Below are 22,555 nucleotides of genomic sequence, written 5' to 3'. Positions count from 1 at the left end.
TGTGGGGGAATGAAATGCAGCCGAGCGTCTCGCTGAGCGGACCCTGGTACCGAATCCAGTCGATCGCAGCACCCTCGCGAAGCTCGTCGGCGGAATGGGATTTCGTCACCGTGCTTCCCGCGGTGCTCTCGGCGGCGCAACGCGACCGGCCGTTCGTCATCGGGTGGCTGTCCAGAGGGTCGGGTGCGCCGCTGGAACTCATCACGAACGCGGGGCCGCTCTCGCCGCCGCGCCAGCCGCGCAGGTCCACCGACGCGCCCGGCCGGCCGAGCGGGCCGCAGCCGCTGCTGTTCCCTGGCGGGGCGCGCGGCGTGCAACTCGACGAGGAGTACCTCGCCGATCTGGCGGACCTGGTGTGGACGCCGTGCCCGGGGCGGCAGGCGCCCCCGCTGGGCGGCAGGGGGAGGGAGTTCTCCGAGGTCGACCCCGACGAGCTGAAACGGCCGACGTTGTTCGAGTCGACGCTGGTGACGCTCATGTCGCGGCCCTTCGCGTGGCTGGTGGTGGCCGAGCCGACCGACCTGCTCGACGCCGAGGTTGCGCACCTGCGTACCCAGCTCAACGTGCTCAGGCAGTACGGCGACGCCTCCGAGCGCTCGCGCTTCGACGCCGAGCGCGCCGAGCGCCGCATGCAGGAGCTGGACGCCTTCCGCGAGGCGGGGCTCTGGAACGTGCGCGTGCTGGCCGGCGGCGCCACCGCGGACGAGCTGCGGCAGATCGCGCCCGTGCTCGTCGGGTCCGTCGAGATGAGCCACCACCCGTACCGGCTGCGCAGCTCGCACGGCGCCGTCTACGCGCTGTCGGAGGCCCTCGCCATCACCATGCAGGACCCGGCCGACGGGGCGGCGGCCCCGTTCGCCGCGACCGCGGGCGCGCTGGCCGCGCTGGCCGGGCTGCCCCGGCGGGAGGTGCCGGGGGTGCGCGTGCTCGACTCGGGCTTCTTCGACGTGACGTCCGAGGCCGACGCGGGTGAGCTGGAGCTGGGCGAGATCCTCGACGGTCAGGACAGGGGCGTCGGCACGTTCCAGGTGCCGCTGGCCACGCTGAACCGGCACGCGTTCATCACGGGCGCGACCGGCTCCGGCAAGTCGCAGACCGTCAGGCACCTGCTGGAGCAGCTCAGCAGGGCCCGCATCCCCTGGCTGGCCATCGAACCGGCCAAGTCCGAGTACGCCGCCATGGCGGGCCGGATCGACGACCCCCTCACGGTGATCAACCCGTCGGCGCCCGACGGCGTGCCGTTCAGCATCAACCCGCTCGAACCCGAGCCCGGCTACCCCGTCCAGGCCCACATCGACATGGTCAGGGCGCTCTTCATGGCGGCGTTCGACGCCGAGGAGCCGTTCCCGCAGATCATGTCCCTGGCCCTGCAGCGCGTCTACGAGGCCACCGGCTGGGACGTCGTCACGGGCGGCGCCGTCCCCGGCGCGAACGTCCCGCCCAGCGTCCCCACACTCGAACAACTCCAGCAGCACGCCATGGACGTCATCAAGGAGATCGGCTACGGCCGCGAGGTCCAGGCCGACGTCGAGGGCTTCATCTCGCTCCGGCTGCGCTCGCTGCGCGTCGGCTCGGCCGGCCGCTTCTTCGAGGGCGGCCACCCCGCCGACATCGGCGGCCTGCTGGAGCGCGACGTCGTGCTGGCCATCGAGGACGTCGCCAACGACGAGGACAAGGCGTTCCTCATGGGCACGCTGATCATCAGGATCGTCGAGCACCTGCGCATGCGGGCCAGGCGGGAGAAGTCGCCCGAGCTGCGGCACGTCATCGTGATCGAGGAGGCGCACCGGCTGCTGCGCGACCGCGGCCACGGCCGGGCCTCCACCCACGCCGTCGAGCTGCTGGCCGGCCTGCTCGCCGAGATCAGGGCGTACGGCGAGGGCATCGTGGTCGCCGAGCAGATCCCGACCAAGCTCATCTCCGACGTCGTCAAGAACACCGCGCTGAAGGTCGTGCACCGGCTGCCCGCCGAGGACGACAGGAAGCTCGTCGGCGCCGCCATGAACCTCAGCGACGAGCAGTCCCGTCACGTGGTCTCGCTGCAGCCCGGCTCGGCCGCCGTCTTCGCGGACGGCATGGACCGGCCGCTGCGGGTGCGCGTGCCGCTGGGGGAGTCCAGGGAGAAGGTGGTGCCGGGACCGCCGCCGCCCATCCGCGGCCGCAGGTCGGCGGCCTGCGGCAAGCAGTGCCGCACCGGGCAGGCGTGCACGCTGGTCGAGCTGCGGGAGGCCGACGTGCTCGCCGACGCGCCCGAGTGGGCCTGGTTGCGCATCTGGTGCGAGACGGTCGTCCTCGCGTTCGTCAGCAACCGGCCGCTGCCCGGCGTGCCGCGCGCGCTGTCGGCCGTCTGGGCCGACCTGCCGGCGCGGCGCAGGGAGTGCCTGCTGGCCACCCTGATCGAGCGGTCGGTGCAGCGGCGCGCCTGGTCGCTGCGGAGCTGGTTCGACCCGGCGCTGCTGACGGAGAAGGCCGCGGAGACGGCCACGCGGCTGCTGTCCGCGCTCGACAACGGCGGCGAGCGGCCGGGGGCGTCGTGGGTCATCCCGCAGGTGCGCTGGCTGCACGAGGTCGACCGGCTCTTCCCGTACGGCCGCCCGGCTCCCGACCTGCGCACCCCGGCCCCGCCCATGGAGTACGCCCTCTTCCGCCAGCCGAACGGCAACGGCGTCGGCGACCTCGCGCCGACCGAGTTGCTCGGCCACCGGGCCAAGGCGCTGCGCCACCACCCGCTGTCGATGGAGGTGGACCGCAACCGGGAGCTGGCCTGGCGGGTGATCCTCGGGGACGACGAGAACGAGTCGGTGCAGCGGGACGTCATGACGGTCGCCATCGGCATCGAGGCGTCGGCCCGGCTCCGGCACGTCGCGCAGACGATGGGGGCCGGATGGCTGGAAGGGGTGCTGTCGTGGCCGCGCCGCTTCGTGTTGCCGTTCGATCACGGCGGCGTCCCGGAGATCGCTTTCGCCGAACCGCCGGCCGCGTCCCCCGCTCCGATTCCGACCCCCTGAGGTGCGCTGCCGGGCCGGGTTTTCCGCCGCGTAGGCGGCGAAGGGGCCAACCACGACTAGGATCCATGCACATGACCCAGCTTCCTCTGCGGGCGCAGCTCGCCAGTGCCCTGGGCCGCAGTGCCGCCACGCTGTCCAGGATGACGGGGCGCGGTGACGGCTCGGTGATCGGCGGCCGGGTCGGGCTGCTGCTCGAGCCCGACCTGCTGCGCAAGCTGGCCCGCGACCGCAAGCTGGCGCTGATCAGCGCGACCAACGGCAAGACGACCACGACCAGGCTGGTCACCTCGGCGCTCCTGGAGCTCGGAGAGGTGGCCACCAACGCGTTCGGGGCCAACATGCCGGCCGGCCACGTCTCGGCGCTCTCCCAGCACAAGGGCGCCCCCTACGGCGTGCTCGAAGTCGACGAGAAATACCTGCCCGAGGTGCTCGACACCACCGGGGCGGGCGTCGTCTGCCTGATGAACCTCAGCCGCGACCAGATGGACCGCGCGGCCGAGATCTGGCTGCTCGCGCAGAAGTGGCGCAGGGCGCTGTCGGGCAAGCCCACCCACGTCATCGCCAACTGCGACGACCCGCTCGTCACCTGGGGCGCCTCCACGGCCGCCAAGGTCACCTGGGTCGCCGGCGGGCAGCGGTGGAAGGAAGACTCCTGGTGCTGCCCCGAGTGCGGCGGCCCGCTCGACCGCAAGGACGCCGACTGGGCGTGCCGCGAGTGCACGTTCCACCGGCCGGAGCCGCAGTGGGCGGTCGACGGCGACGTGGCGGTCGACCCCCACGGTGAGCGGTGGTCGCTCGACATCCAGCTGCCCGGCGCGGCCAACCGCTCCAACGCCGTGATGGCGCTGGCGGTGGCCGACGCGTTCGGGGTGCCGGTCAATCGGGCGCTGCCCCGGCTGCGCGAGGTCACCTCGGTCGCGGGCCGCTACACCACGGTCGAGCGTGACGGCCGCTACGCGCGGCTGCTGCTGTCGAAGAACCCGGCGGGCTGGCTGGAGGCGTTCGACGTCGCCGACCCGCAGCTGCCGATCATCCTGTCGGTCAACGCCCAGGGCCCCGACGGCCGCGACACGTCGTGGTTGTGGGACGTCGACTACCGCATCCTGCGCGGCCGGCCCGTGTTCGTCACCGGCCAGCGCCGCCTCGACCTGGCGCTCCGGCTCGACGTGGCCGACGTGCCGTTCACGCTGTGCGACACGTTCACCGAGGCGCTGGTCATGCAGCCGCCCGGCCGGGTCGACGTGATCGCCAACTACACCGCCTTCCAGCAGATCCGATCGGAGTTCGGTCGTGCCGTCTGACAGCGCCCTGCGTATCGTCTGGATCTACCCTGACCTGCTGAGCACCTACGGCGACCAGGGCAACGTGCTCGTCCTGGAGCGGCGGGCGCAGCTGCGGGGCATCGAGACGGAGACGATCCACGTACGCTCGGCCGATCCGGTCCCGGAGTCCGGTGACCTCTACCTCATCGGCGGCGGCGAGGACCGCCCCCAGATCCTGGCCGCCGAGCGCCTGCGCAGGGACGGCGGCCTGCACCGCGCCATCGCCGGCGGCGCGGTCCTGCTGGCGGTCTGCGCCGGCTACCAGATCATGGGCAGCACGTTCGGCGGCGAGGAGGGCCAGCCGGTGGACGGCATCGGGCTGCTCGACCTCTCCAGCTCCCGCGGGCCCGCGCGGGCGGTGGGCGAGCTGGTGGCGGAGGTCGACGCCGCGCTCAACCTGCCCACGCTGACCGGCTTCGAGAACCACATGGGTGTCACCCACCTCGGCCCGGGGGTCAAGCCGCTGTCCAAGACGCTCGTGGGCACCGGCAACGGTGACGGCTTCGAGGGCTGCTACACCGGGCACGTGGTCGGCACCTACCTTCACGGGCCCGCTCTGGCCCGCAACCCGGCGCTGGCCGACCTGCTGCTGTCCTGGTGCGTGGGCGATCTGGCGCCGCTCGACGACTCCCGTTACGAAGCGCTCCGCCGGGAACGCCTGGCGGCCGTCCTGCCGGGCTGACCTCGGGCATGGCGGCGCTGCGCCGCGTGCTCGACCGCTCCTGAGGCGCTGCGGCGATTGACATGCAGCCCGTTGGCTGCCTATCGTGGAAAGGCAGCCAACGGGCTGCATGAGCGTGGACGGCGGTACATGGACGAGGTGTTCAAGGCGCTGGCCGACCCCGGCCGGCGCAGGTTGCTGGACAGTCTCAACGCGCGCAGCGGGCAGACCCTGCGAGAGCTGTGCGCCGAGCTCGACATGGCCAGGCAGTCGGTGAGCAAGCACCTGGCCGTGCTGGAGGCGGCCAACCTGGTGACCACGGTGTGGCGCGGACGGGAGAAGCTGCACTACCTCAACGCCGTGCCGATCAACGCCCTCGCGGACCGCTGGATCAACAGGTACGACCGCCACCGGGCCGGCGCCCTGACCGACCTCAAGACGGCATTGGAGGACACCCCCGTGACGAGCCACGACTTCGTCTACACGACCTACATCAAGACCACACCGGAACGCCTCTGGCAGGCGTTGACCGAGCCCGCCTTCACCAAGCGCTACTGGGGCGTCGAGCTCGAATCGGACTGGACGGTCGGATCGCCCGTGACCTGGAAGCAGCTCGGCGTCACGGTGGAGGACCCGGAACAGGTCGTGCTGGAGGCCGACCCGCCGCGCCGGCTGGCCTACACCTGGCACACCTTCACGCCGGAGTTCGCGGAAAGTGTCGGCCTGAGCGTCGAGAGCCGCGCCGAGATGGCCGCGGAGCCCAGGTCAACGGTGACCTTCGAGGTCGAGCAGGCCGGCGAGATGGTCAAGCTGACCGTCGTGCACGGCGGCTTCCCGCCGGCCAGCGCCGTGCGCGACGCCGTCAGCCAGGGCTGGCCCGAGCTGGTCTCCAGCCTCAAGACCCTGCTGGAGACCGGCGAGCCGCTCCCGGCGGGAAGCGGTCAGTAGACGAGGGCCTGGGCGCCCTCGGCGACCGCCTCCTCGACGAACGCCGGCGCCCCGGCGATGCGCACCCCGTCGATGAGGTCGTCGACGGTGATCTCCCTGCGGGCGGCGCACTGCGTGCAGAGCGTCACCCGGCCGCCGGCCAGCACGGCGTCGAGCAGGTCGCTGAGGGACGCGGCATGCGGCAGGCTGAACTCCTTGGCCCGCCCCGGCAGCGCGAACCACGACGCCTCGCCGGTCAGCCAGAGGGAAACGGGGACCCCGCTCGCGAGCGCGGCGGCCGCCACCGTGAACGCCTGGTTGCAGCGCTCGGGCGCGTCGGCTCCCGCGGTCACCTTGATCACCAGAGATCGTGCCATGCCCGTCACCCTAACGCCCCCCACTACCCTTGGGGAGCATGGAAGAACCTGAGGTGCACCCCGACCTGGAGCCGATCGCGTTCCTGCTGGGGCGGTGGGAAGGCGCCGGCGTGGGCGGCTATCCGACGATCGAGAGCTTCAACTTCGGGCAGGAGATCGAGTTCGGGCACAACGGCAAGCCGTTCCTGACGTACGTGAGCCGCACGTGGCTGCTCGACGACGCGGGCAACCGGGTCAGGCCGCTGGCCACGGAGTCGGGATACTGGCGGCCGCAGCCCGACAGGCAGGTCGAGGTGGTGCTGTCGCACCCCACCGGCATCGTCGAGATCTACCTCGGCGAGGTCGTCTTCAACAAGATCGAGCTGTACACCGACGTGGTCGCGCGCACCTCCTCGGCGAAGGAGTACACCGCGGGCCACCGGCTCTACGGGCTCGTCAACGGCAACCTCATGTGGGCTTACGAGATGGCCGCCGTCGGACACCCGCTCACCGACCACATGTCGGCCGAGCTCAAGAAGGTAGCTTGAGGCGATGAGCACGCCATTCACTCCCGCCGCCGTTCAGGCGATCAAAAGCCACATGAACGACGACCATCCCGACGACGCGCTGATCATCGTACGCGGGCTCGCGGGCCGGCCGGAGGCGACCACCGCCGTGACGAGCGACGTCGACGCCGAGGGCATCGAGTTCACCGTGGACGGCGGCGAGCGGGTGCGGGTGCCGTGGGGTGAGACGCTGACCGAGCGCTCCCAGGTGCGCATGGCCGTCGTACGCCTCTATCGCGACGCGTGCGACAAGCTGGGCATTTCGGCCCGGGGGCAGCACTGACCCGGGCAGACCGGGTCCGGACATGAAGAAGGGCCCCGGGCGACGCTCCGCCTGCCGAGCAGGCGGGCCGGATGGACCATGGTCGGGATGACATCCCGCCCTCCGGCTGCCAGGGGCCCCGGTGGTTGCCTCGTATTCGCGAACGCCACGAGACAACGAGTCCGCAGCGCTAGCGGACAACCACCTCGCTAGCCCAACTATGAATCACCATTGTGTGGACCACCTCCTTTCCGCGTACCAACGAAGCTATGTGCTCCGGCTCAGAAGGGGCAAGCGAATATCGGCCCGGCCCCGTCCGGCCGTCCGCCGGCAGCTCGCGGCCACGCGCCTTACACTCGGGACATGACGGAGACGCAGTGGCACGAGCAACTCCGCGCCAAGGGCTACCGGGTGACTCCCCAGCGCCAGCTCGTCCTGGAGGCGATCAAGGAGCTGATGCACGCCACGCCGGAGGAGATCTGCGTCAAGGTCCGTGAGACGGCCCGCGGCGTCAACATCTCGACGGTCTACCGCACTCTGGAGCTGCTCGAGGAGCTCGGCCTGGTCACCCACACCCATCTCGGCCACGGCGCGCCGACCTACCATCTGGCCGCCGAGGCCGACCACGTGCACCTGGTGTGCCGGGGCTGCGACGAGGTGATCGAGGTGCGTCCCGAGATGGCCGAAGGGCTGGTCAAGGGCCTGGATGAAGAGCTGGGGTTCGTCGCCGACGTGCACCACCTGACCGTCTTCGGGCGCTGCCGCAACTGCCGATAGCCTGGAGGGCATGCGTAGCCCTCTGCTCGACCTTCCCGGTGCCGTCGCCGCCGACGAGCCGGACTCCGACGTAGCCGCCCACTACGGCGACCTGTTCGCCGAGCAGCGCGCGCTGGCCAAGGGCGAGGCGGTCGTCGACCGCAGCAACCGCGAGGTGATCCGCGTCTCGGGTGCCGACCGGCTGAAATGGCTCAACGACCTGACCTCGCAGAAGCTCGACGCGCTGACCCCCGGCGAGTGGACCCAGACGCTCGACCTCGACCTGCAGGGCCGCGTCCAGCACCACCTGACGCTGGTCGACGACGGCGAGAGCGTGCTGGCCCACGTCGAGCCGGGCACCGCCCAGAGCCTGATCGACTATCTCCACCGGATGCGGTTCATGCTGCGCGTCGAGGTGTCGCGGGCCGACGACCTGGCCGTGCTGTCCACCTCTGGCGAGGACTTCCTGGTGCCGCGGGCCGAGCTGCCCGAGCACCTGGGCAGGCCGGTGGCCGGATTGTGGGCCTATGAGGCGCTCAGGATCGAGGAGGGCCGGCCGCGGCTGGGGTTCGAGACCGACCACAAGACCATCCCCCACGAGGTGGGCTGGATCGGCGCCGCCGTCCACCTGACCAAGGGCTGCTACCGCGGCCAGGAGACCGTGGCACGCGTGCACAACCTGGGGCATCCGCCGCGCCGCCTGGTCTTCCTCCACCTCGACGGCAGCGTCGACACGCTGCCCCCGCACGGAGCCCCGGTGATCTTCGAGAGCCAGGAGATCGGCGTGGTCGGCACGGCGGCGCGCCACCACGAGCTCGGCCCGATCGCGCTGGCCGTGGTCAAACGCACCGTGCCGGTGGACGCGCCGCTGCTGGCCGGCGGGGTGGCCGCCACGCAGGAGGTCATCGTGCCGCCTGACGCGGGCCGCAACGTCACCATCGACCCGTCGCTGCGCCGCCGGATCCGCTGAAACCCGGACCTCGGCGGGGCGGCCGAGGTCTCAGACCTCCAGCACGAGCGTGATCGGCCCGTCGTTGACGAGCGACACCTTCATGTCGGCGCCGAAGATCCCCGTCTCCACGCGGGCGCCCAGCGCGCGCAGCTCGGCGACCACGGCCTCCACCAGCGGCTCGGCGACCGGTCCTGGGGCCGCGGCCTGCCAGGTGGGCCGCCGGCCCTTGCGCGCGTCGCCGTACAGCGTGAACTGGCTGATCACCAGGAGCGGCGCCGACACGTCGGAGCAGGACTTCTCGCCGTGCAGGATGCGCAGGCCCCACAGCTTGGCGGCGAGCCTGGCCGCCTCGGCGCGCGTGTCGGTGTGGGTGACGCCCACCAGGACGAGCAGGCCCGGCTCGGCGACCGCCCCCACCGTCCGCCCGTCGACCTCGACCGATGCCGAACTCACTCGTTGTACGACTGCCCGCATGGACATCCATTCTGGACCACGAAGAGCCGTCCGTAGACTCGTCCCGAAAGGGGTCGCGACATGTCGGTGGTTGTGGAAGTCGTCCGGTCGGGGTTCGTGGAGTCCACGCACCAGGCGCGCATGCTGACCGTGGACGCCGAAGGGCGCCTGATCGAGACGCGCGGCGCGGTGCACGTTCCTGCCTCGCCGCGCTCGGCGCTGAAGCCGCTGCAGGCGCTCGGCATGCTCCGCGCGGGCCTGGAGCTGGAAGACGAGCTGCTCGCACTGGCCTGCGCCTCCCACTCGGGCGAGCCGTTCCACGTCGACGGCGTCATGAAGATCCTCGCCGGGGCGGGGCTTGAGGAGACGGCCCTGCGCTGCCCCGAGGACCATCCGTTCGACAGGACGGTGACCGACCGGAGCCGCGTCCACATGAACTGCTCGGGCAAGCACGCCGCCATGCTGGCCACCTGCGTGGCGAACGGCTGGCCGACGGAGACCTACCTGGAGCCGAGGCACCCGCTGCAGCGGACGATCCGCGAGACGGTGGAGGAGCTGACCGGGGAGCGGATCGCGGCCACCGGCGTGGACGGGTGCGGGGCGCCGCTGCACTACGTGTCGATGCTGGGGGTGGTCAAGGCGTTCCGTGCGTACGCGCTGTCCTCGCCCGACTCGTACGAACGCAAGATCTTCGACGCGATGCGCACCCACCCCGAGTGGACCTCCGGCACCGGCCGGCCCGAGGCCACGCTCATGCGGGCGCTGCCCGGGCTCATGGTGAAGGCGGGGGCGGAGGCGTTCGACGCGTTCGTGTTCGAGGACGGGCGGGCGGGCACCGTCAAGGTCGAGGACGGTTCGCAGCGCGCCCGCGTCGCCGTCACCGTGGCGGCGCTGCGCTCGCTCGGGTTCGACGCGCCCGGCCTGGCCGAGCTGGGCGCCCCAGCGGTGCTCGGCGGCGGCCGCCCGGTCGGCGAGCTGCGGGTCCGCCTGCGCTGAGGCGCGCGGGGGCGTCCGGTGCGGCACAGCGGTACGGCGGCAGGGCGTGGGGGGTGAGCCCGCGTCAGAGTGTGCGGAACTGGCGGCTGGCGGAGATGGCGCCGGAGGTCGTCGTGGTGAACGTGCGCATCGAGCCGGCGAACTTGGACAGGTCCCACTCGGCGGGGCCGTGGTACCAGTAGAGGTTGTCCGACTGGTGGCCGTTGCTGGTGACCGAGGCCACCACGCGCGACCAGTGCTCCACCCCGTCGAAGATCACGGCATAGGGGAGGTAGCGGGAGAACAGCTCCACCCTGTGTTGTTCGGGCACGTCGCCCAGCTCGCCGGAGAAGAGATAGTCGCGAAAGCCCATGGTGTGCGCCAGGGCCGCCGAGCCCTTGGCGGTCTTGGCCGGCATGTACTGGCCGCCGACGGCCAGCGCGCCGCCCGCGATGATCAGTGCCAGGCCGAGCAGCCCGTACGTCGTGAACCAGGCCAGCGCCACCGTGGACAGCAGGCCGGCGCCGAGGAGCACCACGCCGATGGTCGTCCACTTGGTGCGCTCGGTGTCGGGGCGGCGGGCGAACCAGCCCTGCTCGACCACGTCCGCGTAGAGCGCGTCGCGCACCTCGCCCAGGTGGCTGGTGAACGAGCCGGACAGCTGGGACAGCAGCACCGCGTCACGGCCGTCGAAGATGGCGTCGTAGAGCGCCCGCTCGTAGGGCAGGAGCGCGTTGACGGGCGCGCTGGGCAGCCTGACGAGCATCCAGTCGGGCGCGTCGTACGTCTGGCGCGGCTGCTCGTCGATGCGCAGGTAGCCGCGGACCGCCAGGTCCACGATCGTGGCCGTCACGTCGACCACGTCGGCCTGCTCGTCGACGAGCGTGCCGATCTGGCCGGGACGCACCCCGTCCGGCGGCGAGAAGTGACCGTTCTGCACTGGATTGACGGAGTCCTTCTCATGGTCGACGACTCTGGCGTCCCTGCCCCGGGTCCAGTACAGCAGGCCGAACCCGCCGAGCAGCAGGACCAGCAGGGCGGCCAGGGTGCCGCCGGTGACGAGGTCGAGGGTGAACGCGGAGGCCAGCGAGAACCGCTTCTCCAGAATGGGGGTCCCGGTGCTGGAGCCCTTCGGGTATCCGACGACCACGGTGAGCGCGTCGCCCGGCGCGATGTTCTCCTGCTCGAAGTCCGCCTGGGTGGCCGTGTGGTCCATGGACGCCGAGGTGCAGCCGATCGCCGAGGTCAGCTCGCCGGCGAAGCAGGACAGGTTCTGCACCTGGCCGGGGCCGCTCACCTTGACCGTCGCCTTGGCGACCTGCTGGTTCCAGCCGTTCACTGCGAACCAGCGCAGCTCCTCGACGTCGCCGGAGGGCGTCACCGCGCCCTTGACGTCGTACTCGACCGTCCCGCCCGTCACGGTGAGCACGCCGTCGGCGTACGTGCCGCCTTTGACGTTGGAGATCTGGTAGAGCCGGTCGTTGTCGTCGTCGTACCGGGTCCTGGTGATGAACGTGCGCTTGAGCCCCCCCGACGCCCCCGTGATCTTCTCGACCACGTGCAGGGTGCCGTCCTTGCCGAGGGTCATCGTCACCTCGTCCGTGATCCCGGCCTCCGCCGCCATGGCGGGGGCTGCGGTCAACGTCAGAGCGGTGGCCGCGAGGGCTGCCATCGTGAGCCTGATACCCGTCATGGCGGCAAATCGTATCGGTTCGGACCTGTTAGTCCAGCGTGATGCTGGTAGCCGCTCGCTGAACGCTCTCCGGCGCGGCGCCCTGGCCGGGGTTCTCCAGGGCGAGTGCCTGATTCCGGGCGACGAACGGGCGCATGCGCTCCTCGTACCGGCCGCAGGCCGTCTCAGGGTTCCTGGCGAGCTCCTGAGCCAGCACGTACGCCCCTACGACGGCCAGGCTCGTGCCCTGCCCCGACATCGGCGAGGGACAGTAGCCCGCGTCGCCCACGAGCGCGACCCGCCCCGCCGACCAGCGCTCCATCTTCACCTGGGCCATCGCGTCGAAATAGAAGTCGTCGGCCTTCCACATGGCTTCCAGCAGCCGGGGCCCTTCCCAGCGCATGGCCGAGCAGTGCTCCTGGACGAGCTGCTTCTGCCGCTCGGTGTCCCGGTGGTCGTACACGATCGGACCGGCGGTGAAGCCCAGGCCGACCCGCATGACGGCGGGGTCGTGGTCGTTGAAGAGCGCGGCTCCCATGCCGGCCTCGTTGTGCCAGGTCTGCCAGTGGTCGAGGCCGAGGAAGTTGTCGGCGGTGAAGAAGGAGATGTACGTGCCGAGGTGGTGGACGAACCGCGACTCCTCGCCGAAGACCAGACGCCTGACGTTGGAGTGCAGGCCGTCCGCGCCGAACACGTGGTCGTAGCGGCCCTGCTCGCCGCTCTCGAACGTCACGTCCACGCCCTGGGCGTCCTGGTCGAGGGCGGCGATCGAGTCGCCGTAGCGGTAGGCGGCGTCGGCGGCGCCGATGAGGACCTCGTTCAGGTCGTCGCGCATGATCTCGACGTCGGGGCCGTCGAAGCTGCCGCCGCTGAGCGTGCCCTCGGTGCTGCGCATGATCTCGTTGCCGTCGCCGTCGACCATGGACATGCCGCGCATGGTCGTCCTCCGGGCTTTGACCTGGTCGAGGAGGCCCATCTTCGCGATCACGGTGATGGCCGCGCCCCTGAGGTCGACCGCCTGACCGCCCTTGCGGCGGGCGGGTGCCCGCTCGACGACCGTCACGTCGCAGCCGTACCGCCGCAGCCAGTGGGCGAGGACGGGCCCGCCGATGCTCGCGCCGGACACCAGAACCTTCATGCCGTGCTCCCTTGTGTTGTTGAACGACGTACGCAATGTGAATGTACGCAGTACATACAGCTGTTCACAAGGCTATGATGGGAAGGTCTGTACTAGGACAGGAGGATCGATGGCCGCCCCTCCCTACGCGCGCATCGTGGCCGACATCAAGCGCCGCGTGGCCGACGGCGAACTGCGTCCAGGAGAGCGGGTGCCGTCCACCAGGCAACTCGCCAGGGACTGGGGGGTGGCGCTGGCGACCGCCTCAAAGGCGCTCGCCCTGCTGGCCCGGGAAGGGGTGGTGATCGCGGAGCCGCGGGTCGGCACGGTCGTGGCGGAGCCGCGCGGGCGTGCGAGGGCCGAGTCGCGCGGTGAGCGGCCCTCCGGACCTTCTGGACGTTCCAGACGCGCGGAGCGGCCCGCGCTGCCGGGACACGACGCGACGCGCGAGCGCATCGTGCGCGCGGCCATCGAGATCGCCGACGCGGAAGGGCTGTCCGAGCTCACCATGCGCGCCGTCGCGGGCCGTCTTGGCATGGCCACGATGTCGCTCTACCGGCACGTGAGCGGCAAGGACGACCTGCTCACGCTCATGATCGACGGGGCGGTCGGGGAGTTCCCGCTGCCCGAGGAGGCCCCGGACGGCTGGCGGGCCCGCCTGGAGACGTCCGCGCGCCTGCAGTGGGCGGCCTTCCGCGAACACCCGTGGATGGCCAGGACCTCCCCGCTCACCCGGCCGCTGCCCTCGCCCGCCCTGCTCCGCCACACCGAATGGGCCCTGGCAGGGCTGGGGGACCGCCTCGACGCCACGAACAGGATGTACGTGGTCGTCCTGCTGCACAGCTACGTCCGGGGCATCGCGGCCAACCTCGACATGGAGCTCCAGGCCCGGGCCGACACCGGGATGACCGACGACGAGTGGATGAGCGGGCAGGAGGCCCGCGTGCTGGCGATCGCCGAGTCCGGCAGCGCCGCCGCCTTCCTCGGCACGCTGGCCGAGATGGGCGGCGACTTCGACCTGAAGCTCGACCGGCTCTTCGAGTTCGGGCTCGCCCGGTTGCTCGACGGCCTCGCCGTGGAGATCGGCTGAGCGGGAGATCGGCCGGCGGGTTTCGGTCGGCGGGGGGATCGGCTAGCGGGAGATCTGGATGCGCAGGCGGCGGAAGCCGCGCCCCTTGCTCTCGATCTTGGCGACCTTGATGTGGCCGATCTGCTTGGTGGAGGCCACGTGGGTGCCGCCGTCGGCCTGGGTGTCGAGGCCGACGATGTCGACGACCCGCACGTCCTGCACGGTCTCGGGCACCAGGTTGGTGGCCGTGCGGATGATGTCGGGGATGGCGAACGCCTCGGCGCGGGGGAGCACGCGCACGTCGATGCGCCGGTCGGCGACGATCTCGGCGTTGCAGGCGTCTTCGACGGCCTCCTTGAACCCCGGAGGCACCTCGGGCAGGTTGAAGTCCATCCGGGCGGTCAGCTCGTCCATGTTGCCGCCGGTGACGAGGCAGCCGTAGTCACGGAACACCACCCCGCACAACACGTGCAGCCCCGAGTGGGTGCGCATGAGGGCAGAGCGGCGCTCGTCGGCCACCGCCGCCTTGACCGCCGTGCCGGCCGGCGGGACGGGGTCGCCCTCCGCCGGGATCAGGTGGAGGTCGTCGCCCTTGCGCACCCCGACGATGCGGGTCTCCACCCCCTGCCAGAGCAGAACTCCGTGATCCGCCGGCTGGCCGCCCCCACCTGGATAGAATGCCGACCTGCTCAGCACGATCCCCTCAGGCGACGACTCCAGCACCACGGCTTCGAAGTCGCGAAGATCCTGGTCTGACAGTTCGAGCCGTTGCGTCCGCCCGTGGAGGTCGTGGGTCATATCGGCAGCCTAACCCTCAGAGGTGGTCATGCGCGGCCTGACGCATCGTTCCCGAGCCGTACGGGTCGTCGCGCTGGCGGGCCTCGGCACGGCGTTCCTGAGCGGGTGCAACGCCGGCGCGGAGGCCACCCCGCCGCTCGTGCCCGCCACGCCCGTCGTGCGGCCGGCCACGCCGGTCGTGATGTTCGTGGGTGACAGCTTCACCGTGGGGTCGGGCCCGGTGCCGCGGTGGAAGACGTACGCGGCGGAGACCGCGCGCCTGCTGGGCTGGCAGCCGGTCATCGCGGGCGCGGGCGGCACGGGCTATCTCAGCAAGGGGCGGGTGGGGCGTACGTTCCAGCGTTCGTTCGAGGTGGAGCTGTCGTGGCGGCCGGCCCCCGACGTGCTGGTCATCTCGGGCGGCCACAACGACCGGCGCTGGGGTCCGGCGCGCGTGGGGCGGGCCGCCGAGCGGCTGCTCGACGTCGTACGCGGGCACTGGCCGGACACCAGGATCGTCATGGTCGGCCCCATCTGGCTGGACGGCGCGCCCGCGAAGGCGTACGCCGTGCGCGACGCCCTGGCGGAGGTGGCCAGGCGCGAGGATGTGGCCTTCCTCGACCCGATGGCCACGCGCTGGCCGCCGGAGGCGGTGCTGCCCGACGGTGTGCACCCCACGGCCGCCGGGCACAAGCGCATCGCCGCCTGGCTGGCGGCCCGGCTGGCCTGACTACCAGGGGCCGTAGGGGCCGTTGCCGCCGCGCCCGCCGCCCATGCCCTTGACGGCCGGCTTCACGTCGACGATGTAGACGGTGGCCGCGATCACGGCCGCGATGGAGAAGATGCCGATGCCGATGCCGAGGAACTGCCTGTCACCGACGATCATGAAGTCGTTGAAGTAGCCCCACGCTCCTCCTGCGGAGAACAGCGTCGCCAGCACGAGGATCAGCAACCAGAGGTTCTTCTTCAGTTTGCCCGCAGAGACGAACGCGTTCGTCGGAACGCGCAGCGCGTGCACCAGCGCGTAGACCGACATGCCGAAGATGACGGCGGCGAGCACCAGGAAGAGGAGGTTGAACACACCGTTGATCAGATTCATATTCGTTGGCTCCGCCTATACGCCGCGAGGAAATCGGCTTCAGCCTAATAGGCGCCCCCGGCGCGCGGGCACCCCGTAAGAGGAAAGGCCCGCCTCTCCATGGAGGCGGGCCTTTCGCCGGGTCAGGCCTTGGCCTTGGTGGTGCGGGTCTTCCTGGCCGGCTTGACGGGCTCGGCGACGGCCGGCTCGGCGGCCTCCGACACCTCTTCGAGCTCGAGTGCGGCCTCGCCGGACGTCTTGCTGACGACCTTGCGGCCACGCGTGGCGAAGTCGTCGTAGACCTCGGTGGCCTTGTGCGTCAGGTGGTCGGCGTAGCCGCGGGCCTTCTCGGGCAGCTCTCTGGCCAGGCCTTCGGCCTTGTCGGCGACCTCGCGGGCCCTGACGGGAAGCTCCTGGGTGAACGCGCGGGCCTTGACCGGGAGCTCCTGGGTGAACTCGGAGCGGCGCGACTGCAGCTTCTGCAGCTGCTCGGGCAGCTCGCGCAGCTTCTCGACGGCGTAGTCGCCGACACCCGCGACGGCGTAGAACGGCTTGGACTCGGTCAGCTTCTTGACCTCGGTGGCGAGCGTCATGGGTTAACCTTCCTTGGTTTCCTGGGTGACGTTGCCGTTGCCGGAGGGCGCCGCGTAGGGCTCAAGAGCGGCGAGAAACTCCTCGGGCAGCGGATCGTCGTCCGTTTCGGCGTCGCGCCGGGGATGAGCATTCTGGGAGGTCTGCTCGTCCCCGGCGGGCGCCTCCTTACGGAACGACTCGTAGATATCGATCAGCACTTGGCGTTGCCGTTCGGTGAGAAGCGGGTCGGCCCTGATCGCGGTGATCACATCGCTCGGCGGCTCGCGGTCCTCGATGAGGCCCGCCTGCACGTAGAGCGCCTGCGAGGAGATGCGCAGACCCTTGGCGATCTGGTTGAGGATCTCCGCGCTCGGCTTGCGCAACCCGCGCTCGATCTGGCTGAGATAGGGGTTGGAGACACCCGCCGCCTCAGCCAGCTGGCGAAGCGAGATCTTCGCCTGCTGCCGCTGCTCGCGGATGTACTCGCCGATCGAGCCGACCTTGGGTAGTGCCATGCCTGTATTCTGCCTCGCACTGCTTGCAATTGCAAACGCGGTGATTAACTACAGCAAGCACTAGAGCTGGATGACCCACAGGAACGGCGTGGCGGTGAGCAAGCTCACAGAGAGCGCGATGAACCCGTAGCGGGCTGGCGTGGCCAGCTCGGGACCCGGCTTGATCAGGCGGTCGACCCGCGCCATGACGTGCTGGGCGTGCACGCCGAGCATGCCCTGGGGCGTCGGCATGGCGCCCGCCGTGCCGAACCGCAGCAGCGCCGTCGCCAGCCTGCGCGGCGAGCAGTAGCGGCGGGCCCGGTCGTCGGCGGCCATCTCGATGAGCAACTCCACCTGCGACTGCGCGTCGGCCACCACCTTCGACCAGGGCATCGCCCTGCGCAGCGCGGCGAACGGCAGCAGCACCAGGTCGTGCCGCTCGCGTACGTGCGCCGACTCGTGGGCCAGCACGGCCGCCAGCTCGTCCTCCGACAGCAGCTTGAGCGCGCCCTCGCTGACCACGACCTGCGAACGCAGCCCCGGCACGCAGTAGGCGGCGGCGCCCGGATGGTCGAGCACCCGCACGCCGGGCACGCCGGGGTCGTCGCGGGAGATCAGCGCCAGCAGCATGCGGTGGCGCCGGCGGGCCCGCAGCGCCTGCACGCCCGCCGTGATGAGCACGACCACCAGCACGGCCAGCGCGGTGAGGCCCGCGATCAGCGCGAGCACGTGCAGCGCGTCCCACGCCTGCGGCGGCGTCTCGCCCCGCCCGAACGCGATCAGCCCCTGCAGCACCCCCGTGCCGTAGGGCTGGACGGCGTAGGCGAGCATGGCGCCGGTCGTCGCCAGCCCCCACGCCACGCCGAGCGACTGCCAGACGATGACGGCCAGCCGGGGAGCCCGGGAGGTCCAGCGGGCCGTGGTGAAACGCCAGGAGCCGACCGCGCACGCCGTGGCGAGCGCCGCCAGCACCACTGCCGTGATCACTCTTCCTCCAGCTCCGTGAGGACTCTGCGCAGGAGCTCCGCTTCCGTTCCCGAAACAGCCTGGGCGAAACGGGTCAGGGCGGCCGATCGGTCACCCGTCATGTCCAAGGCTTCCAGCATAAGCTCAGCGATGTACGCGTCGCGGCTTTCCGCCGGCTGATATCTCCACGCGCGGCCGTCACGGGTGCGCTCGAGGAAGCCCTTGCGGGTGAGCCGGTCGAGCACCGTCATCACCGTCGTGGGGGCGAGATCGCGGTCGGCGATGAGCCTGCCGACCTCACGGGCGGTCAGCGCACCGCTCTGCGCCCAGAGGATGTCCATGATGCTGCGCTCAAGCTCGCCAAGACCCTTCACGTCCTTCAGACTAGCTCTACAACCTGTCGAGCTGGCATTCGGGGGCCGCGCGATTCTCCTGGCGGCGGTACGTCGGCCGCGGGGGGCGGGACTTGACGAGGGCCATACCCGCCGAGGTCAGCCAGTCCGGCGGGTGCGGTTGGCGGCGGCCGCCCATCGCGTGACACCCTCGGTCGTATGGAGATCACGCTGGTCCTCGGCGACATCACCGAGCAGGAGTCCGACGCCGTGGTGAACGCCGCCAACTCCTCCCTCATGGGCGGCGGGGGCGTCGACGGCGCCATCCACCGCCGCGGCGGGCCGGAGATCCTGGACGAGTGCAGGCGGCTGCGCGCCTCCCGCTACGGCAAGGGCCTGCCGACCGGGCAGGCGGTCGCCACGACCGCGGGCCGGCTGCCCGCCCGGTGGGTGATCCACACCGTCGGCCCGGTCCACTCCCGGTCGCAGGACCGGTCCGGGCTGCTGGCCTCCTGCCACCGCGAGTCGCTGCGGGTGGCCGACGCGCTCGGGGCGCGCTCGGTGGCCTTCCCCGCCATCTCGACCGGCATCTACGGCTGGCCCGTCGACGACGCGGCGCGGATCGCCCTGGAGACCGTGCGGCAGGCGGAGACGTCCGTGGCCGACGTCCGGTTCGTGCTGTTCGATCACAGGGCCTACGCCGCGTTCGCGTCGCTGCTCTAGCGGGGATCGACCGCCGACCACGGCAAGGTCAGCTCGCCGAGCCGCCACCGCGCGGGCCCGCCGAGCGGCGGCCGCAGGGGCACCGGCCATGACCCGGCCAGGACGCGCACGGCGGCCAGCCACCGCTGCCGCCGCCCGTGCGCCCCGTACGCCGCGCTCACCGCCCACGCGTGGTCGAAGTCCCGCAGGAACGCGTGGATCCGCTCACCCGGCACGTTCCGGTGGATGAGGGTCTTGGGCAGCCGGTCGGCCAGGTCGGACGGCTGCTCGAAGGCGTCGAACCGGGCGGAGAAGGTGATCGTCCCCGGCCCCTCCCTGGACACCCCGGCCCAGACCGCGCGCCGCCCGTTCTCCGACGACGTGCCCTCCACCAGGACGCCGCCGGGAGCCAGCCCGTCGCGGAGCACGTCCCAGTAGCGCCAGGCCTCGGCCTCTCCGTACTGCCTGAGCACGTTGAACGCCCGCACCAGCGTCGGCGGGCGCGACACGGGCAGCTCGAAGCCGCCCAGCCGGAACGTCAGCCCCTCCCGCTCGTACGGCTTCGCCGCCGCCACCCGCGCCGGGTCGATCTCGATGCCCACCACCTCGACCCGCGGCGCCACCTGGCGTAACCGCCTGAACAACTCCAGCGTCGTGGTGTGGGAGGCGCCGTACCCGAGGTCGACCACCAGCGGCCGGCTCGCGGCCCGAAGCAGCCCGCCGTGCACGGCCGCGACCCAGCGGTCGGAGCGCCGCAGCCGGTTGTGCCCGGTCGTCCCCCTCGTGATCGCCCCGACCGGCCTGCGGGCGGGGGACGTGCCCATCAGCCGGCCGCCGCGCGGGCGGCCTCAGCCACTGACGCGGTGGATCCTGTGCTGCGCCGCCTGGGCGCGGGGGCGGATGACCATGCGGTCGACGTTCACGTGGGCGGGGCGCGTCACGGTCCATGCGATCGCGTCGGCCACGTCGTCGGAGGTCAGCGGGTCGGGCACGCCTTCGTACACGCGGGCCGCGGCCGCCTCGTCGCCGCGGAACCTGGTGACCGCGAAGCCCTCGCTCCGCACCATGCCCGGCGCGATCTCGACGATCCGCACCGGCTGCCCGACCAGTTCGAGGCGGAGCGTCTCGACCATCGACGTCTGCGCGTGCTTGGCCGCGCAGTAGCCGCCCCCGCCCTCGTACGACACCAGGCCCGCCGTCGAGGTCAGCATGACCAGCACGCCGTCCCCCGACTCGATCAGCCGGGGCAGCAGCGCCTGGGTCATGCGCAGGGAGCCGAGCACGTTCGTGTCGTACATCCGCTGCCAGTCGTCCAGCCGGGCCCCGGACACCGGTTCGAGGCCGAGCGCGCCGCCCGCGTTGTTGACCAGCACGTCGCAGCGGTCAAGCGCGCCCGCCAGCGCGTCGACCGACTCCTGGGAGGTCACGTCGAGCGTCACCGGCGTGACCGAGGGGACCTCGGCGGCCAGCTTGTCCAGCCGGTCGCGGCGCCTCGCGCCCGCAACCACGTCGTAGCCCTCGCCGGCGAGCCTGCGCGCGGTCGCCTCCCCGATCCCGCTGCTGGCGCCCGTCACCACGGCTGTTCTGCGCATGCCCCTCATCCTGCCAGCCCCGCTGAGCCGCGTCGGCGGGCAGGTCTGCCGGAGTTGTACCCCGACTGTGACTAAGTGTCGGGAATGTCGCAAAAACTTGATGGGTTGTCATTGGTTCGGAGGTGGTGTCGAGTGAGGCGACGACGGGTCCACCGGGTCGCGACCATCAGCATGCACACGTCGCCGCTGGACCAGCCCGGCACGGGCGACGCCGGCGGGATGAACGTGTACATCGTCGAATCCGCCAGACGGCTGGCCCAGGCCGGCGTGGAGGTGGAGATCTTCACCCGCGCCACCGCCCGGGACCTGCCGCCCGTGGCCGAGCTCGCCCCGGGCGTCCTCGTCCGTCACCTCACCGCGGGCCCGTACGAGGAGATGGACAGGAGCGACCTGCCCGGCCAGCTCTGCGCGTTCCTGTCGGAGGTCCTGCGCACCGAGGCCATGTACGACCCCGGCCGCTACGACGTCATCCACTCCCACTACTGGCTTTCGGGCCAGGTCGGCTGGCTGGCCAAGGAACGCTGGGGCGTGCCCCTCGTGCACACCATGCACACCATGGCCAAGGTCAAGAACCTGCTGCTCGCCCAGGGCGACAAGCCGGAACCCCAGGCCAGGGTGGTGGGCGAGGAACAGGTCGTGGAGATCGCCGACCGCCTGGTGGCCAACACCGCCGACGAGGCGCGCGAGCTCATGGACCTGTACGGCGCCGCCGAGCAGCGCGTCGCCGTCGTGAACCCCGGCGTCAACCTCACCGTCTTCCGCCCCGCCTCGCAGGGCGCCGCCCGCCGCCGGCTGGGACTGCCGCAGGACGCGCACGTGCTGCTGTTCGTCGGCAGGATCCAGCCGCTCAAGGCGCCCGACGTCCTGCTGCGCGCGGCCTCCAGGATGCTCATCGACGACCCGTCGCTGCGTGACCGCCTGGTGGTCGCCTGCGTGGGCGGCCCTTCCGGCAACGGCCTGGCCCGCCCGTCCGTCCTCACCGAGCTGGCGGCCGAGCTGGGTATCTCCGACGTCGTACGCCTCGTGCCGCCGGTCGCGCAGGAGGAGCTGGCCGACTGGTACCGGGCCGCGTCCGTGACGGTGGTGCCCTCCTACAGCGAGTCGTTCGGCCTCGTCGCCCTGGAGTCCCAGGCCTGCGGCACCCCTGTGGCCGCCGCCGCCGTGGGAGGGCTGCGTACCGCCGTGCGCCACGACGTCTCCGGTGTGCTCGTGAACGGCCACGACCCGGCCGTCTGGGCGGGGGTGCTGCGCCGCTTCGTCACCGCGCCGCGCCGCCGCGACGAGCTCTCGCGGAACGCCCGCGCCCACGCCGCCGCCTTCGGCTGGCAGGCCACCGCCTCACGGCTCATGGAGGTGTACGCGGCCGCCGTGGCGAACCTGCACAAGACGCCCGTGGCCGTGAACCTCTAGTACCCGTACATTGTTCTGGTCCGCCTATGCTGGGCTGCATGCGCGATGTCGTCGAAGCCGCGCTCAAGGCCGCGGACGTCACCTACGACGAGCCGCGGCCCGGGGCGTTCCTGGTCAGACTGCCCGGGCAGCACAAGCTCGCCACCATGACCTGGCTGATCGTCGGGGAGACGGTCCTGCACGTCGAGGCGTTCTTCTGCCGCAGGCCCGACGAGAACCACGCCGAGTTCTACCGCTGGCTGCTCGGCAAGAACGGCACGATGTACGGCGTGCACTTCTCCGTCGACCCCGTCGGCGACGTCCACCTCGTCGGCCGCGTCCCTCTGGCGGCCGTCGACGAGGACGAGATCGACCGGCTGCTGGGCTGCGTGCTGACCTACGCGGACGACTGGTTCGACCGGGCGCTCGAGCTGGGCTTCGCCTCGTCGATCCGGCGCGAGTGGGAGTGGCGGGCCAAGCGTGGCGAGTCGCTGGCCAACCTGCAGGCGTTCGCCCGCTTCGCCGACCCGGCCAGGTCGGAGCGCCCCTAGGATTG

26 protein-coding genes are annotated in these 22,555 nt (G+C 71.5%); 14 read left to right on the top strand and 12 right to left on the bottom strand.

Translation table 11 applies throughout. The features are described from left to right. Positions 1-110 precede the first annotated feature (110 nt). From ABGA98_RS04900 to ABGA98_RS04885, 4 genes are all read left to right on the top strand, one after another. Positions 111-3,008, top strand: a complete 2,898-nt coding sequence (locus ABGA98_RS04900) for an ATP-binding protein (protein ID WP_347616935.1) — start codon at positions 111-113, stop codon at positions 3,006-3,008. 71 nt (positions 3,009-3,079) lie between these two features. Then, positions 3,080-4,309 carry a MurT ligase domain-containing protein gene (locus ABGA98_RS04895; RefSeq protein WP_347616934.1) on the top strand — a complete coding sequence of 410 codons (1,230 nt, stop codon included), beginning with the start codon at positions 3,080-3,082 and terminating at the stop codon, positions 4,307-4,309. Then, complete coding sequence (locus ABGA98_RS04890; protein ID WP_347616933.1) at positions 4,299-5,012, top strand: glutamine amidotransferase; 714 nt, start codon at positions 4,299-4,301, stop codon at positions 5,010-5,012. The genes ABGA98_RS04895 and ABGA98_RS04890 overlap by 11 nt, the downstream gene beginning before the upstream one ends. Positions 5,013-5,141: 129 nt before the next feature. Continuing rightward, the gene (locus ABGA98_RS04885) at positions 5,142-5,939 is read left to right on the top strand and encodes a metalloregulator ArsR/SmtB family transcription factor (protein ID WP_347616932.1); all 798 of its coding nucleotides are present in this window, start codon (positions 5,142-5,144) and stop codon (positions 5,937-5,939) included. On the opposite strand, the gene ABGA98_RS04880 is transcribed toward ABGA98_RS04885, so the two are convergent. Then, positions 5,933-6,295 carry a DsrE family protein gene (locus tag ABGA98_RS04880; protein WP_347616931.1) on the bottom strand — a complete coding sequence of 121 codons (363 nt, stop codon included), beginning with the start codon at positions 6,293-6,295 and terminating at the stop codon, positions 5,933-5,935. The two genes, ABGA98_RS04885 and ABGA98_RS04880, sit on opposite strands and share 7 nt — an antisense overlap. Positions 6,296-6,333: 38 nt before the next feature. Between ABGA98_RS04880 and ABGA98_RS04875 the strand changes: the two genes are divergently transcribed. The 4 genes from ABGA98_RS04875 to ABGA98_RS04860 all read left to right on the top strand — a co-directional run bounded on the left by ABGA98_RS04875 (position 6,334) and on the right by ABGA98_RS04860 (position 8,828). Then, positions 6,334-6,822: an FABP family protein gene (locus tag ABGA98_RS04875; protein ID WP_347616930.1), complete on the top strand. Its 489-nt coding sequence runs from the start codon at positions 6,334-6,336 to the stop codon at positions 6,820-6,822. 4 nt (positions 6,823-6,826) lie between these two features. After that, on the top strand, positions 6,827-7,123 hold the full coding sequence (locus ABGA98_RS04870; RefSeq protein WP_347616929.1) for a DUF2470 domain-containing protein: 297 nt from the start codon (positions 6,827-6,829) through the stop codon (positions 7,121-7,123). Positions 7,124-7,465: 342 nt separating this feature from the next. Continuing rightward, positions 7,466-7,879 carry a Fur family transcriptional regulator gene (locus ABGA98_RS04865; RefSeq protein WP_347616928.1) on the top strand — a complete coding sequence of 138 codons (414 nt, stop codon included), beginning with the start codon at positions 7,466-7,468 and terminating at the stop codon, positions 7,877-7,879. Between the two features lie 10 nt (positions 7,880-7,889). Next, entirely contained in the window at positions 7,890-8,828 is a 939-nt protein-coding gene (locus tag ABGA98_RS04860; protein ID WP_347616927.1) for a folate-binding protein, read from the top strand. Between the two features lie 30 nt (positions 8,829-8,858). Here the strand turns inward: ABGA98_RS04860 and dtd are convergent, their stop codons facing one another. After that, entirely contained in the window at positions 8,859-9,284 is a 426-nt protein-coding gene (gene dtd, locus ABGA98_RS04855) for a D-aminoacyl-tRNA deacylase (RefSeq protein WP_347616926.1), read from the bottom strand. Between the two features lie 60 nt (positions 9,285-9,344). Here dtd and ABGA98_RS04850 point away from each other — a divergent pair, with 60 nt between their 5' ends. Further along, positions 9,345-10,259, top strand: a complete 915-nt coding sequence (locus ABGA98_RS04850) for an asparaginase (RefSeq protein WP_347616925.1) — start codon at positions 9,345-9,347, stop codon at positions 10,257-10,259. Positions 10,260-10,323: 64 nt separating this feature from the next. Here the strand turns inward: ABGA98_RS04850 and ABGA98_RS04845 are convergent, their stop codons facing one another. Then, complete coding sequence (locus ABGA98_RS04845) at positions 10,324-11,931, bottom strand: DUF2207 domain-containing protein (RefSeq protein ID WP_347616924.1); 1,608 nt, start codon at positions 11,929-11,931, stop codon at positions 10,324-10,326. 28 nt (positions 11,932-11,959) lie between these two features. Next, positions 11,960-13,048, bottom strand: coding sequence for an FAD-dependent monooxygenase (locus ABGA98_RS04840; RefSeq protein ID WP_347616923.1), 1,089 nt, complete (start codon positions 13,046-13,048; stop codon positions 11,960-11,962). A gap of 109 nt (positions 13,049-13,157) precedes the next feature. On the opposite strand from ABGA98_RS04840, the gene ABGA98_RS04835 reads away from it, so the two are divergent. Beyond that, positions 13,158-14,117 (top strand): GntR family transcriptional regulator, encoded by a 960-nt coding sequence (locus ABGA98_RS04835; protein ID WP_347616922.1) that lies wholly within the window; start codon positions 13,158-13,160, stop codon positions 14,115-14,117. Between the two features lie 42 nt (positions 14,118-14,159). Here the strand turns inward: ABGA98_RS04835 and ABGA98_RS04830 are convergent, their stop codons facing one another. After that, positions 14,160-14,894, bottom strand: coding sequence for an alanyl-tRNA editing protein (locus ABGA98_RS04830; protein WP_347616921.1), 735 nt, complete (start codon positions 14,892-14,894; stop codon positions 14,160-14,162). Positions 14,895-14,922: 28 nt separating this feature from the next. Between ABGA98_RS04830 and ABGA98_RS04825 the strand changes: the two genes are divergently transcribed. Then, positions 14,923-15,603, top strand: a complete 681-nt coding sequence (locus tag ABGA98_RS04825) for an SGNH/GDSL hydrolase family protein (protein WP_347616920.1) — start codon at positions 14,923-14,925, stop codon at positions 15,601-15,603. Here the strand turns inward: ABGA98_RS04825 and ABGA98_RS04820 are convergent, their stop codons facing one another. From ABGA98_RS04820 to ABGA98_RS04800, 5 genes are all read right to left on the bottom strand, one after another. Continuing rightward, the gene (locus ABGA98_RS04820; protein WP_347616919.1) at positions 15,604-15,972 is read right to left on the bottom strand and encodes a DUF2516 family protein; all 369 of its coding nucleotides are present in this window, start codon (positions 15,970-15,972) and stop codon (positions 15,604-15,606) included. A 122-nt stretch (positions 15,973-16,094) separates the two neighbouring features. Then, a complete protein-coding gene (locus tag ABGA98_RS04815; protein ID WP_347616918.1) occupies positions 16,095-16,544 on the bottom strand; it encodes a hypothetical protein in 450 nt (149 codons plus the stop codon). Between the two features lie 3 nt (positions 16,545-16,547). Further along, positions 16,548-17,039: a helix-turn-helix transcriptional regulator gene (locus tag ABGA98_RS04810; protein ID WP_347616917.1), complete on the bottom strand. Its 492-nt coding sequence runs from the start codon at positions 17,037-17,039 to the stop codon at positions 16,548-16,550. Between the two features lie 60 nt (positions 17,040-17,099). After that, positions 17,100-18,005: a M56 family metallopeptidase gene (locus tag ABGA98_RS04805; protein ID WP_347616916.1), complete on the bottom strand. Its 906-nt coding sequence runs from the start codon at positions 18,003-18,005 to the stop codon at positions 17,100-17,102. After that, positions 18,002-18,358, bottom strand: coding sequence for a BlaI/MecI/CopY family transcriptional regulator (locus ABGA98_RS04800; protein WP_347616915.1), 357 nt, complete (start codon positions 18,356-18,358; stop codon positions 18,002-18,004). The genes ABGA98_RS04805 and ABGA98_RS04800 overlap by 4 nt, the downstream gene beginning before the upstream one ends. Positions 18,359-18,535: 177 nt before the next feature. Here ABGA98_RS04800 and ABGA98_RS04795 point away from each other — a divergent pair, with 177 nt between their 5' ends. Then, the gene (locus ABGA98_RS04795) at positions 18,536-19,039 is read left to right on the top strand and encodes an O-acetyl-ADP-ribose deacetylase (RefSeq protein ID WP_347616914.1); all 504 of its coding nucleotides are present in this window, start codon (positions 18,536-18,538) and stop codon (positions 19,037-19,039) included. Here ABGA98_RS04795 and ABGA98_RS04790 read toward each other — a convergent pair. Both ABGA98_RS04790 and ABGA98_RS04785 read right to left on the bottom strand, forming a co-directional pair. Beyond that, positions 19,036-19,842 (bottom strand): class I SAM-dependent methyltransferase, encoded by an 807-nt coding sequence (locus tag ABGA98_RS04790; RefSeq protein WP_347616913.1) that lies wholly within the window; start codon positions 19,840-19,842, stop codon positions 19,036-19,038. The two genes, ABGA98_RS04795 and ABGA98_RS04790, sit on opposite strands and share 4 nt — an antisense overlap. Positions 19,843-19,866: 24 nt before the next feature. Beyond that, positions 19,867-20,610 (bottom strand): SDR family NAD(P)-dependent oxidoreductase, encoded by a 744-nt coding sequence (locus ABGA98_RS04785; protein ID WP_347616912.1) that lies wholly within the window; start codon positions 20,608-20,610, stop codon positions 19,867-19,869. 171 nt (positions 20,611-20,781) lie between these two features. Here ABGA98_RS04785 and mshA point away from each other — a divergent pair, with 171 nt between their 5' ends. Next, positions 20,782-22,020, top strand: coding sequence for a D-inositol-3-phosphate glycosyltransferase (gene mshA, locus ABGA98_RS04780; RefSeq protein WP_347617707.1), 1,239 nt, complete (start codon positions 20,782-20,784; stop codon positions 22,018-22,020). Positions 22,021-22,058: 38 nt separating this feature from the next. Continuing rightward, positions 22,059-22,550, top strand: a complete 492-nt coding sequence (locus ABGA98_RS04775) for a YbjN domain-containing protein (RefSeq protein WP_347616911.1) — start codon at positions 22,059-22,061, stop codon at positions 22,548-22,550. Positions 22,551-22,555: the final 5 nt, after the last annotated feature.

This window comes from Nonomuraea sp. B1E8 (genome assembly GCF_039871515.1).
In the GTDB taxonomy this organism is placed as follows: Bacteria; Actinomycetota; Actinomycetes; order Streptosporangiales; family Streptosporangiaceae; genus Nonomuraea.
This window is presented reverse-complemented; position numbering and strand designations above follow the sequence as displayed.